This is a genomic window from Kluyvera genomosp. 2 (genome assembly GCF_036759865.1).
Taxonomy (GTDB): Bacteria; Pseudomonadota; Gammaproteobacteria; order Enterobacterales; family Enterobacteriaceae; genus Kluyvera; species Kluyvera ascorbata_B.
This window is the reverse complement of the sequence record NZ_JAPKIA010000008.1, coordinates 182,651-195,815: the sequence shown is the minus strand read 5'-3', so window position 1 is coordinate 195,815 and position 13,165 is coordinate 182,651. Positions and strand designations below refer to the sequence as shown.

Sequence of the window (13,165 nt, the reverse complement as noted above, 5' to 3'; positions counted from 1 at the left end):
GAACAATGCGCGTAAAGGGAATAGACTTAAGGCGTTAGGGTCGGCGATTTCCGACCTTTGATTTACGCTGGCTATGAGGTTGTGGATTTGTCTTTGCGTTTTTACTCGTCATTTCTGGTGCTGCTGATATTAACCAGCGGCAGCGCGCGGGCACGGCAAACGTTTATTGAAGAGGCCGAACACCCTTTCGATAATCTACCGGATCTGGGTATCGCGCCGGAAACACACGATGGCGAAAAACAGTTTGCCGAAATGGTAAAGTCGTTTGGCGAAGCCAGCATGACCGACAACGGCCTTGATACCGGCGAGCAGGCGCGGCTTTTTGCCCTCACGCAGATCCAGGAAAAGGTCAACGGCGAAGTGAACGAACAGTTGGGCAGTTGGCTGTCGCCGTGGGGGAACACCGACTTCCAGATGCTGGTGGATGAAAAGGGCAAACTGACCGGCAGCCACGGCAGCTGGTTTATTCCGCTTGAGGACAATACGCGCTACCTCACCTGGAGCCAGCTTGGACTCAGCCAGCAGGATGAAGGGCTGGTGGGCAATCTCGGCGTGGGGCAGCGTTGGGTCGCGGGGCACTGGCTGCTGGGCTATAACACCTTTTATGACAGCCTGCTGGACGCCAGCCTCGATCGCGGCGGCGTCGGCGCGGAGGCGTGGGGCGAGAACCTGCGCTTCTCAGCCAACTATTATCATCCTCTTCATGATTGGTATCGTGGCGGTACGACGTTGCAGCAGCGGATGGCGCGCGGTTACGATGTGACCGCACAGGCCTGGATACCGGCCTATAACCACATCAATACCAGCCTCAGCGTTGAACAATACTTTGGTGATAACGTTGATCTGTTTCGCAGCGGTACCGGCTACCACAATCCGGTCGCCGTTTCCCTGGGGCTCAATTACACGCCCGTTCCGCTGCTTACCTTCAGCGCCCAGCACAAACAGGGCGAAAGCGGGGTTAATCAGAACAACCTTGGCATGAAGGTGAACTACCGCTTCGGCGTGCCGTTAAAAAAACAGCTGGCAGCCGACGAGGTTGCGCAGCGGCGTACGCTACGCGGCAGCCGCTACGATGCGCCGGAGCGCAATAATCTACCGGTCATGGAGTTTCGTCAGCGTAAGAGCCTGACGGTGTATCTGGCGACGCCGCCGTGGAACCTCACCGATGATGAAACGGTTGAGCTTAAGCTGCAGGTGCGCGATCGGTATGGCGTGAAGTCGCTGACCTGGCAGGGGGATACCACGGCGCTCAGCCTGACGCCACCTGCGGCTAATAACAGCACCGAGGGCTGGAGCATCATCATGCCGGCGTGGGATTATACGGAAGGCGCCAGCAACACCTGGCATTTATCGGTGGTGGTGGAGGATAACAAGGGCCAGCGGGTGACCTCGAATGAGATCACGCTGGCGTTGACCGAACCGGTGGTCAGCGTTTCGCCGACCGAGAACGGTTGGTCGAACGTTGCACCTTAATTGTGCGTGACAGCGGCTGCCACGACAATTAAGCGGCGGTGGCTCAGAAAATACGTTCCTGATGCACCCAAACGGCAGCTTCCACGCGGGATTTCAGCTTCATCTTTTTCAGCATATGCTTCACGTGCACTTTCACCGTGCTTTCGGTGATGTCCAGACGGCGGGCAATCATCTTGTTCGGCAGGCCTTGGGCAATCAGCTTGAGGATATCGCGTTCGCGTGGGGTCAACTGGTTGATGTCGCGATCCGACGTTGCGCGGTTAGCGCGCAGGCTGGCGGCCAGCACCGGCGTTAATGCTTCACTCAGCACCATTTCACCGGCGGCAGCCTGTTGCAGCGCCTTCAGCAGATCTTCGGGTTCCATATCTTTCAGCAGGTAGCCGTCGGCGCCGCGTTTGAGGGCGGTGACAACGTCTTCTTCATGATTCGATACGCTGAACACGACAACGCGCCCGGAGAGCGACTTTTCACGCAGCTTGTCGAGCGTTTCCAGACCGTTCATGCCGGGCATATTGAGATCGAGCAAAATCAGATCCGGATCGAGCGTTTCCGCCAGTTCAATACCTTGCTCGCCGTTGCTGGCTTCCCCGACGACCTGGATATCCGAGGCCATACTGACCAGCTGTTTAACGCCGGTACGCAGCATGGGATGGTCGTCAATGAGCAGGATGGTAGCCCGTTCCTGATTAGTCATGGATTTCTCCTTGGAGGGTTGAAAGCGATTTTTCGGGGATAAACGTGACCACGACTTCAGTGCCGCCGCTTTCACGACGGCGAACCTGGCAATCGCCGCGCAGGCTTTGTGCGCGATCACGCATAATAATAAGACCGTAGTGGTTGCTGCGCTCTGCGTGCATCGGCACGCCGCAGCCGTTATCCGCCACCACCAGTTTGACCTGATTGGCCTGCTGGGTGACCGTTACCTTCACTTCGCTGGCCTGCGCGTGTTTTAGCGCGTTGCTGAGCGCCTCGCGGGCAATTTGCAGGACGTGGATCGCCTGGTGTGACGGCACGTGGCGCGGCGGCAGCTGGTAATCCAGCTGGACCGGGAAGCCGAAGTGATTACTGTATTCCTGACAGCTGGCTTCCAGCGCCGGACGCAGACCTGACTCGGTCAGCTTCAGACGGAAGGTGGTTAACAGCTCGCGCAGCTGCGCCCAGGAGGTGTTCAGCTCGTTACGCACCTGGCCGAGCAGCTCGCGGCTCTCTGCCGAGGCGTTTTCGTTTTGCATCATTTGCAGACAGCTGATCTGCATTTTCATGCAAGAGAGCGACTGGGCAATAGAGTCATGCAGCTCACGGGCAATGGTCGCCCGCTCTTCCATCACGATCAGCTGCTGCTGGCGTTCGAGCTGTTTATCCAATGCCAGCGTCGACGTTAGCTGTTCGAGCAGCGTGTCGACTAACTGCTGCTGATCGTGGCTCAGTTCACGCCCGTGTGGCAGCGTGGCGAGCAGGATCCCGTACTGGTTGCGAGGGTCGGTGAGCCGCCATTTCAACGTGACGCCGTCCGGCGCGGAGGCTTCTTCATCGCGCGGGCACAAATAACAGCCCCGGTCGTCGCATTCACGGCCGGAATGACAGCTGAATTCCTGATGGTTTTCCTCATCTTCGGTGTCGTAAACCCGCACTTCAATTTCCCGCAGCGGGGTGAGCGCCTGAAGGCCGTTCAACACTGGCGAAATGCGTTCACATAGCGGCGCGCTGGCGTGCAGGCGGCGGTTGGCCTGCCACAGGAAGGAGAGGATGGCGTTTTTCTGCTCCAGCCCGGCGGTTTTTTCCTGAACGCGCCGCTCCAGCGAGGCGTAGCTTTCGGCGAGCTCGGCGGACATATTGTTCAGCGCCATACCGAGGGTTGCCATCTCATTGCGCCCGCTGATTTGCGCGCGGTAGGTAAAATCACGATGGCTGATGGCTTCAGCCATACGCAGCAGCTGACGCCACGGATGCAGCAGCCGAGTACGCAGCCAGAAGACGGTAAAGATAAACAGCAGCGCCATGAAGAAGGCCATCAGGCGGTGCATCCATACCACGTGGGTAATACGTTCTTCCGTGGTGTGGTCAAAGACGGTCACCAACTGATTGATACGGCTCACGAAACCGGTCACGTCGTTCAGCACCTCATCCTGACTGCGGGCGTTACGAATGTCCGGCGCCAGATGGCCCAGCCAGTATTGCTGTAACGACTTCAGCTGCGGCACCTGGCCGTCGCGCTCGGCTGCCAGCTGCAGCTCGGGGCTGAAGACGGTGCGCTGCATTTCATCAAATAACGTCTGGTCGCTCGGTTTTACCGGGATGGCCGCCAGCAGGCGATAGCTTTGCATACGCAGCGAACCGGCCTGGTTAATGGCGTGTGCGCTGCCCTGGACACCGTTGACCAGGCGGGCAGAAATCATCATGCTTGCCACCCCGATAAGGGTTGATAGCAGGACGATGAGGGCCAGTTGATTCACCAGCGTGAGTGGTGTAAAAAAACGTTTAAACATTGTGCGATGCGGCTCCTGGCGGAAGACTCTCCGGCGAGTGGCGTTATTTTCGGCTATCGCCTGGAGTATACCCATACCCCTAAAGGGTTACCTCTTTATTTCCATAATAGTAAAGCGCGGGTACGCGGAGGGGTAGCGACGTAACAGCCACGTGATAAAACAGGTTTTTTTGGGCATAAAAGCCTACTCCCTAAGGATGACGCTGTTTTTTTGCGCATTCTACAGCCAACTTTTCCTTTGATTTATATCAACTTACCTCACGGTGTAAACCCTAATGTGGCGGGGGTTAATATTAATAATCAGAGGTGTCTATGAGTCACTCCACTGCCCCCGAAAGGGCAACCGGCGCTGTCATTACCGACTGGCGTCCGGAAGATCCGGCGTTCTGGCAAGAGCGCGGCCATCGCGTCGCAAGCCGGAACCTGTGGATTTCAGTACCGTGCTTGCTGCTGGCGTTCTGCGTTTGGATGCTGTTCAGCGCCGTCGCGGTGAATTTACCGAAAGTGGGCTTCCAGTTTACCACTGACCAGTTGTTCATGCTGACGGCGCTGCCGTCGGTGTCCGGGGCGCTGCTGCGTGTTCCTTACTCCTTTATGGTGCCGATGTTCGGCGGCCGTCGCTGGACGGCATTCAGTACCGGGATCTTGATCATTCCTTGCGTATGGCTGGGCTTTGCGGTTCAGGATACGTCTACGCCATTTAGCACCTTTATTATTATCTCACTGCTGTGTGGTTTTGCGGGCGCTAACTTCGCTTCCAGCATGGCGAACATCAGCTTCTTCTTCCCGAAACAAAAGCAGGGCGGGGCGCTGGGCCTGAACGGCGGTTTGGGGAATATGGGCGTGAGCGTGATGCAGCTGGTGGCTCCACTGGCGATCTCGCTGTCCATCTTTGCCGCTTTCGGTAGTCATGGCGTACAGCAGCCGGACGGCTCCGAGCTGTTCCTGGCAAACGCCGCGTGGATTTGGGTGCCGTTCCTGGCCATCTTCACCGTCGCGGCCTGGTTCGGGATGAACGAACTGGCGACGTCTAAGGCATCGCTGAAAGAGCAGCTGCCGGTGCTGAAACGCGGCCACCTGTGGATCATGAGCCTGCTGTATCTGGCGACCTTCGGTTCGTTTATCGGGTTCTCGGCGGGCTTTGCGATGCTGTCAAAAACCCAGTTCCCGGAAATTCAGATCCTGCATTACGCCTTCTTCGGCCCGTTTATTGGCGCACTGGCGCGTTCAGCGGGCGGGGCGATCTCTGACCGCCTGGGCGGCACGCGCGTGACGTTGATCAACTTCATTATGATGGCGGTATTCAGCGCGCTGTTGTTCATGACGCTGCCGAGCAACGGTGAAGGCGGTAACTTTATCGCGTTCTACGGCGTGTTCCTGGCGCTGTTCCTGACGGCCGGTCTGGGCAGTGGTTCTACCTTCCAGATGATTTCGGTTATTTTCCGTAAGCTGACGATGGATCGCGTGAAAGCCGAAGGCGGTTCTGAAGAGAAAGCGATGCGTGAAGCGGCGACCGATACGGCGGCAGCGTTGGGCTTTATTTCCGCCATTGGTGCGATCGGCGGGTTCTTTATTCCGAAAGCCTTCGGGACCTCGCTGGAATTAACCGGCTCACCGGCTGGCGCGATGAAAGTATTCCTCGTGTTCTATATTGTCTGCGTGATCGTCACCTGGGCAGTATACGGTCGTAAAGCAAAATAATAACCGCGACGGTTATTTGTGAAATAAAAGCGCGAGGGTTCGCGCTTTTATTTTATTCCCTCTTAGTTACAACATACTAATAACCGAATCTGTGCTTGTAGCCGCGTGCCCGTTGGGGGCCTTGCAGCGAGAGAGAAATACCTACCCCTTAATACCAGTGCGCTAAGTTGTAACAATACGAAACGCATAAAATTAATAAAATATCCTTAAAATACATAGTGTTAAAAAATAGGTGTTAATACCACCTTAGTGGTATGTGTGTTTTGCGTGGTGGTTGTTAAGCAAGAGCATCTTGATCGTTATCAATTCCCTTCATCTTTCAGCGCGTTACCTTCGCTGCAAATTCAGCAATGTCGACTTATCAGAGAGCCGTCAGGCTCCACACAGGAGAGACCCGATGAGTAAATTCCTGGACCGGTTTCGCTACTTTAAACAAAAGGGTGAAACATTTGCCGATGGGCACGGACAGATTCTAAATACCAACCGGGATTGGGAAGATGGATACCGCCAGCGCTGGCAGCATGACAAGGTGGTTCGTTCCACGCACGGCGTAAACTGCACCGGTTCCTGCAGCTGGAAAATCTACGTTAAAAACGGTCTGGTCACCTGGGAAACCCAGCAGACTGACTATCCGCGCACCCGCCCGGACCTGCCGAACCACGAACCTCGTGGCTGCCCGCGCGGCGCGAGCTATTCCTGGTACCTCTACAGCGCCAACCGCCTGAAATACCCGCTGATGCGTAAACGCCTGATGAAAATGTGGCGTGATGCGAAGAAACTGCACAGCGATCCGGTTGATGCCTGGGCCTCCATTATTGAAGATGCGGATAAAGCGAAAAGCTTTAAGCAGGCGCGTGGTCGCGGTGGTTTCGTTCGTTCCTCCTGGCAGGAAGTGAATGAGCTGATTGCGGCGTCTAACGTCTACACCGTAAAAACCTACGGCCCAGACCGTGTGGCAGGCTTCTCGCCAATTCCGGCGATGTCGATGGTCTCCTACGCCTCCGGCGCACGTTACCTTTCCCTGATTGGCGGTACCTGCCTGAGCTTCTACGATTGGTACTGCGACCTGCCGCCGGCTTCTCCGCAGACCTGGGGTGAGCAGACTGACGTTCCAGAATCAGCCGACTGGTATAACTCAAGCTACATCCTCGCCTGGGGTTCCAACGTTCCGCAAACGCGTACCCCGGACGCCCACTTCTTCACCGAAGTTCGCTATAAAGGCACCAAAACCGTTGCTATCACGCCGGACTACGCTGAAATCGCTAAACTTTGCGACCTGTGGTTAGCTCCGAAGCAGGGTACCGATGCGGCCATGGCGCTGGCCATGGGCCACGTGATGCTGCGTGAATTCCACCTCGACAAGCCGAGCCAGTACTTCACCGATTACGTTCGCCGCTATACCGACATGCCAATGCTGGTGATGCTGGAAGAGCGTGACGGCTTCTACGCCGCGGGCCGTATGCTGCGCGCAGCGGATCTGGTTGATGGCCTGGGCCAGGAAGAGCATCCAGAATGGAAAACCGTCGCCTTTGATGAAAAAGGTGAGATGATCGCGCCAAATGGTTCTATCGGTTACCGCTGGGGCGATAAAGGTAAGTGGAACCTCGAACAGCGCGACGGCAAAACCGGCGAAGAGGTTGAGCTGCGCCTTAGCCTGCTGGGCAGCCATGACGATGTTGCACAGGTTGGCTTCCCGTACTTTGGCGGCGACGGTACCGAACACTTCGCCAGCGTAGAACTGGAAAATATTCTGCTGCACAAACTGCCGGTGAAACGCCTGCAGCTGGCAGACGGCAGCACCGCGCTGGTGACCACCGTTTATGACCTGACCATGGCCAACTACGGCCTGGAACGCGGCCTGAACGATGAAAACTGCGCAACCAGCTACGAAGATATTAAAGCGTACACCCCGGCGTGGGCTGAGAAAATCACCGGTGTATCCAGCGCGCAGATCGTCCGTATCGCGCGTGAGTTCGCCGATAACGCCGATAAGACGCACGGTCGTTCGATGATCATCGTCGGTGCCGGTCTGAACCACTGGTACCACCTCGATATGAACTATCGTGGTTTGATTAACATGCTGGTGTTCTGCGGCTGCGTCGGTCAGAGCGGCGGCGGCTGGGCACACTACGTAGGCCAGGAAAAACTGCGTCCGCAGACCGGCTGGCAGCCGCTGGCGTTTGCCCTTGACTGGCAGCGTCCGGCTCGTCATATGAACAGTACGTCCTACTTCTATAACCACTCGAGCCAATGGCGCTATGAGTCGGTTACTGCACAGGAACTGCTGTCACCGCTGGCGGACAAATCTCGCTATACCGGTCACCTGCTGGACTTCAACGTGCGTGCTGAACGCATGGGCTGGCTGCCGTCTGCTCCGCAGTTAGGTACTAACCCACTGCGCATTGCCGATGAAGCGAAGAAAGCGGGTATGACCCCGGTGGACTACACCGTTAAAGCGCTGAAAGAAGGTTCTATCCGTTTTGCGGCTGAACAGCCGGAAAACGGTAAAAACCACCCGCGTAACCTGTTCATCTGGCGTTCTAACCTGCTGGGCTCTTCCGGTAAAGGTCACGAATACATGCTGAAGTACCTGCTGGGTACCGAGCACGGCATTCAGGGGCTGGATCTCGGCAAGCAGGGCGGCGTGAAGCCGGAAGAAGTGGAATGGCAGGATAACGGCCTCGACGGCAAGCTGGATCTGGTGGTGACGCTGGACTTCCGTCTGTCGAGCACCTGTCTATACTCCGACATCGTGCTGCCTACCGCGACCTGGTATGAAAAAGACGATATGAATACTTCGGATATGCATCCGTTTATTCATCCGCTGTCTGCCGCCGTTGACCCAGCCTGGGAATCAAAAAGCGACTGGGAAATCTACAAAGGCATCGCGAAGACATTCTCCGAAGTCTGCGTGGGGCACCTTGGTAAAGAAACCGACGTTGTCACGCTGCCAATTCAGCACGACTCCGCTGCCGAACTGGCACAGCCGTTAGACGTGAAGGACTGGAAAAAAGGCGAATGCGACCTGATTCCGGGCAAAACCGCACCGCACATTATTCCGGTTGAGCGTGATTATCCGGCAACCTATGAACGCTTTACCTCCATCGGCCCATTGATGGAAAAAATCGGTAACGGCGGTAAAGGGATTGCCTGGAACACCCAGAGCGAAATGGATCTGCTGCGTAAGCTCAACTACACCAAGGCGGAAGGCCCGGCGAAAGGCCAGCCAATGCTGGATACGGCGATTGATGCGGCAGAGATGATCCTCACCCTGGCGCCGGAAACCAACGGTCAGGTAGCGGTGAAAGCCTGGGCTGCGCTGAGTGAGTTTACCGGTCGTGACCACACGCACCTGGCGCTCAACAAAGAAGACGAGAAAATTCGCTTCCGCGATATTCAGGCGCAGCCGCGCAAGATTATCTCCAGCCCAACCTGGTCCGGTCTGGAAGACGAACACGTCTCTTACAACGCGGGTTATACCAACGTTCACGAGCTGATTCCATGGCGTACGCTGTCTGGTCGTCAGTCGCTGTATCAGGATCACCAGTGGATGCGCGACTTCGGGGAAAGCCTGCTGGTTTACCGTCCGCCTATCGACACCCGCTCGGTGAAAGAGGTGATGGGTAAGAAATCCAACGGTTACCCAGAGAAGGCGCTGAACTTCCTGACGCCGCACCAGAAATGGGGCATTCACTCTACCTACAGCGACAACCTGCTGATGCTGACTTTAGGTCGCGGCGGCCCGGTGGTGTGGATGAGTGAAGAAGATGCCAAAGAGATCGGTATTGAAGACAACGACTGGATTGAAGTCTTTAACAACAACGGTGCACTGACCGCGCGTGCGGTAGTCAGCCAGCGTGTACCGGCCGGCATGACCATGATGTACCACGCGCAGGAACGTATCGTGAACCTGCCGGGTTCAGAAATTACCGGTCAACGCGGCGGTATCCATAACTCGGTGACCCGCATTACGCCAAAACCGACCCATATGATCGGTGGCTATGCGCACCTGGCCTACGGCTTTAACTACTACGGCACCGTAGGTTCAAACCGTGATGAGTTCGTGGTGGTACGTAAGATGAAGAACATTAACTGGCTGGACGGCGAAGGCAATGACCAGGTACAGGAGAGCGTAAAATGAAAATTCGTTCACAAGTCGGCATGGTGCTGAATCTCGATAAATGCATCGGCTGTCATACCTGCTCAGTCACCTGTAAAAACGTCTGGACCAGCCGTGAAGGGACCGAGTACGCATGGTTCAACAACGTTGAAACCAAGCCGGGCACCGGTTTCCCGACCAACTGGGAAGATCAGGAGAAGTACAAAGGCGGTTGGATCCGTAAAATCAACGGCAAGCTGGTACCGCGCATGGGTAACAAAGCGCTGCTGCTGGGTAAAATCTTCGCCAACCCGCATCTTCCGGGTCTGGATGATTACTACGAGCCGTTTGATTTTGACTACCAGACGCTGCACAACGCGCCGGCTGATAGCAAGGCGCAGCCGATTGCACGTCCGCGCTCGCTGATTACCGGCAAGCGCATGGACAAAATCACCAAGGGTCCGAACTGGGAAGACGACCTCGGCGGTGAGTTCGAGAAGCTGTCGAAAGACAAAAACTTCGAGAACATGCAGAAGGCAATGTACGGCCAGTTCGAAAACACCTTCATGATGTACCTGCCGCGCCTGTGCGAGCACTGCCTGAATCCGGCGTGTGTTGCTACTTGCCCGAGCGGTGCAATTTACAAGCGTGAAGAAGATGGCATCGTACTGATCGATCAGGATAAGTGCCGCGGCTGGCGTATGTGCATCACCGGCTGCCCGTACAAAAAAATCTACTTCAACTGGAAAAGCGGTAAATCGGAAAAATGCGTTTTCTGTTACCCGCGTATCGAAGCCGGTCAACCGACAGTATGTTCTGAAACCTGCGTGGGCCGTATTCGTTACCTCGGCGTGCTGCTGTACGACGCGGATGCCATTGAAACCGCAGCCAGCACCGAGAACGAGAAAGACCTGTATCAGCGTCAGCTGGACGTGTTCCTCGATCCGAACGATCCGAAAGTGATCGAGCAGGCGCAGAAAGATGGTATCCCGCTGAGCGTGATTGATGCAGCACAGAAATCGCCGGTTTATAAAATGGCGATGGACTGGAAGCTGGCACTGCCGCTGCACCCGGAATACCGCACGCTGCCGATGGTCTGGTATGTGCCACCGCTGTCACCGATTCAGTCCGCAGCCGATGCGGGTGAACTGGGCAGCAACGGCATTCTGCCGGACGTGGAAAGCCTGCGTATCCCGGTTCAGTACCTGGCAAACCTGCTGACCGCAGGCGACACCCAACCGGTAGTGCTGGCGCTGAAACGTATGCTGGCGATGCGCCATTTCAAACGTACCGAGACCGTTGACGGTGTGATTGATACCCGCGCGCTGGAAGAGGTCGGTCTGACCGAAGCGCAGGCGCAGGAAATGTACCGTTACCTGGCGATTGCCAACTACGAAGATCGTTTCGTGGTACCAAGCAGTCACCGTGAACAAGCGCGCGACGCGTTCCCGGAGAAAAACGGTTGTGGCTTTAGCTTCGGCGATGGCTGCCACGGTTCGGACAGCAAGTTCAACCTGTTCAACAGCCGTCGTATTGATTCTGTGGATGTGAGCAGCAAAACGGAGCCACACGCATGATTGAACTCGTGGTGATTTCACGTCTCCTTGAGTACCCGGATGCTGCCTTATGGCAGCATCAAGGCGAACTCTTTGACGTTCTGTCTGAATCAGAAAAACTGGAAAAAGCGGATGCCCAGGCGCTGGGCGTTTTCCTGCGCGATTTAACCGCGCAGGATCTGCTGGATGCTCAGGCTGCCTACAGTGAGCTGTTTGACCGCGGCCGTGCGACGTCGCTGCTGCTGTTCGAACACGTGCATGGTGAATCCCGCGACCGCGGGCAGGCGATGGTCGATCTGCTGAATCAGTACGAGCAGCATGGTCTGGTTCTCGACAGCCGCGAGCTGCCGGACCACCTGCCGCTGTATCTGGAGTACCTGGCGCAGCTGCCAGAGAGCGAAGCGATTGGCGGCTTGCAGGACATCGCGCCGATTCTGGCGCTGCTCTGCGCGCGTCTGCAACAGCGTGAGAGTCGTTATGCGGTGCTGTTTGAGCAGTTGCTGAAGCTTGCGAACAGCGCGGTTGATGAAGCGAAAGTGGCGGAAAAAATTGCCGACGAAGCGCGCGATGATACGCCTCAGGCGCTGGATGCGGTGTGGGAAGAAGAGCAGGTGAAATTCTTTGCCGACCAGGGCTGTGGTGACTCGGAAATTACTCACCACCAGCGTCGTTTTGCCGGTGCCGTGGCCCCGCAATATCTGAATATCTCTAACGGAGGACAGCAATAATGCACTTCCTGAATATGTTCTTCTTCGACATTTATCCGTACATTGCGGGTTCTGTCTTCCTGATTGGCAGTTGGCTACGTTACGACTACGGCCAGTACACCTGGCGCGCCGCGTCCAGCCAGATGCTGGATCGTAAAGGGATGAATCTCGCATCTAACCTGTTCCACCTTGGGATCCTGGGCGTGTTCGCCGGTCACTTCCTGGGTATGCTGACGCCGCACTGGATGTATGAAGCGTGGCTGCCGCTGGAAGTCAAACAGAAGATGGCGATGTTTGGCGGTGGCGCGGCTGGCTTGATGTGTCTGGTCGGCGGCGTGCTGTTACTTAAACGCCGTTTGTTCAGCCCACGCGTGCGTGCGACGACGACCGGTGCTGACATCCTGGTGCTTTCCGTGCTGGTTATCCAGTGTGCGCTGGGCCTGCTGACCATTCCGTTCTCGGCGCAACATATGGACGGCAGCGAGATGATGAAACTGGTTGGTTGGGCGCAGTCCGTGGTGACCTTCCACGGTGGTGCGTCTGCACACCTGGACGGCGTGGCGTTTATCTATCGTATGCACCTGGTGCTGGGGATGACGCTGTTCCTGCTGTTCCCATTCTCGCGTCTGGTGCACATCTGGAGCGTGCCGGTCGAGTATTTGACCCGCAAGTATCAGATTGTTCGTGCGCGCCATTAATACGGCGTAGTGACGTGCTAAACCCCGCTTCGGCGGGGTTTTTTGTTTGTGCGGCCTGTGTTCCCCGGCGGCGCTGCGCTTGGCCGGGCTACAAATGCTTCGATATCCGTGTAGCCCGGCCAAGCGCAGCGCCGCCGGGATATATATGGCAAAGACGCAAGATAGAGCTAGAGAAATAAAAGAAATAACTGAGAAAGATTTGAATATTTAATCAGAGGAGATACTACCGAGAGTAGGTGGTGGTGGGGGAAGGATTACTCAGCGCTACGCGCTTCGCCCTTCGGGTCGTTGTCTGCGACAACGCTTTCTCGCTACGCTCGAATCGAACCTTAGTCGAAGCTTCTCATCTTTCCCCGCATGGGCAGAATACACAATTTTAGCGTTTTAATTAAATGAGATACTATCAGGAAGTGATGGTGGTGGGGGAAGGATTCGAACCTTCGAAG

8 protein-coding genes, 1 tRNA gene and 1 other RNA gene (1 of these 10 only partly in view) are annotated in these 13,165 nt (G+C 56.2%); 6 read left to right on the top strand and 4 right to left on the bottom strand.

The genetic code is table 11. The annotated features are described in order from the left end of the window. Positions 1-81: 81 nt before the first annotated feature. Positions 82-1,473, top strand: coding sequence for a YchO/YchP family invasin (locus tag V6942_RS10930; RefSeq protein ID WP_106929054.1), 1,392 nt, complete (start codon positions 82-84; stop codon positions 1,471-1,473). 43 nt (positions 1,474-1,516) lie between these two features. On the opposite strand, the gene narL is transcribed toward V6942_RS10930, so the two are convergent. Together narL and narX are read right to left on the bottom strand one after the other, a co-directional pair. Beyond that, on the bottom strand, positions 1,517-2,167 hold the full coding sequence (narL, locus tag V6942_RS10925; RefSeq protein ID WP_182928277.1) for a two-component system response regulator NarL: 651 nt from the start codon (positions 2,165-2,167) through the stop codon (positions 1,517-1,519). Beyond that, on the bottom strand, positions 2,160-3,959 hold the full coding sequence (narX, locus tag V6942_RS10920; RefSeq protein WP_106928868.1) for a nitrate/nitrite two-component system sensor histidine kinase NarX: 1,800 nt from the start codon (positions 3,957-3,959) through the stop codon (positions 2,160-2,162). Before narX ends, narL begins: the two co-directional genes overlap by 8 nt. Before the next feature lie 311 nt (positions 3,960-4,270). Between narX and V6942_RS10915 the strand changes: the two genes are divergently transcribed. The 5 genes from V6942_RS10915 (at position 4,271) to narI (ending at position 12,719) form a co-directional block, all read left to right on the top strand. Then, on the top strand, positions 4,271-5,659 hold the full coding sequence (locus tag V6942_RS10915; protein ID WP_106928866.1) for a NarK family nitrate/nitrite MFS transporter: 1,389 nt from the start codon (positions 4,271-4,273) through the stop codon (positions 5,657-5,659). Between the two features lie 397 nt (positions 5,660-6,056). Then, entirely contained in the window at positions 6,057-9,800 is a 3,744-nt protein-coding gene (locus tag V6942_RS10910; protein ID WP_333501246.1) for a nitrate reductase subunit alpha, read from the top strand. Continuing rightward, the gene (gene narH / locus V6942_RS10905; RefSeq protein WP_106928863.1) at positions 9,797-11,335 is read left to right on the top strand and encodes a nitrate reductase subunit beta; all 1,539 of its coding nucleotides are present in this window, start codon (positions 9,797-9,799) and stop codon (positions 11,333-11,335) included. Before V6942_RS10910 ends, narH begins: the two co-directional genes overlap by 4 nt. Continuing rightward, positions 11,332-12,042, top strand: coding sequence for a nitrate reductase molybdenum cofactor assembly chaperone (gene narJ / locus V6942_RS10900; protein WP_182929003.1), 711 nt, complete (start codon positions 11,332-11,334; stop codon positions 12,040-12,042). Before narH ends, narJ begins: the two co-directional genes overlap by 4 nt. Beyond that, positions 12,042-12,719, top strand: a complete 678-nt coding sequence (gene narI, locus V6942_RS10895; protein ID WP_035895580.1) for a respiratory nitrate reductase subunit gamma — start codon at positions 12,042-12,044, stop codon at positions 12,717-12,719. The genes narJ and narI overlap by 1 nt, the downstream gene beginning before the upstream one ends. A 237-nt stretch (positions 12,720-12,956) precedes the next feature. Here the strand turns inward: narI and V6942_RS10890 are convergent. Further along, a non-coding RNA gene (locus V6942_RS10890) (RtT sRNA) lies at positions 12,957-13,087 on the bottom strand. Positions 13,088-13,133: 46 nt separating this feature from the next. Beyond that, positions 13,134-13,165 (bottom strand) — tRNA-Tyr (locus V6942_RS10885); it runs 153 nt beyond the window's last position.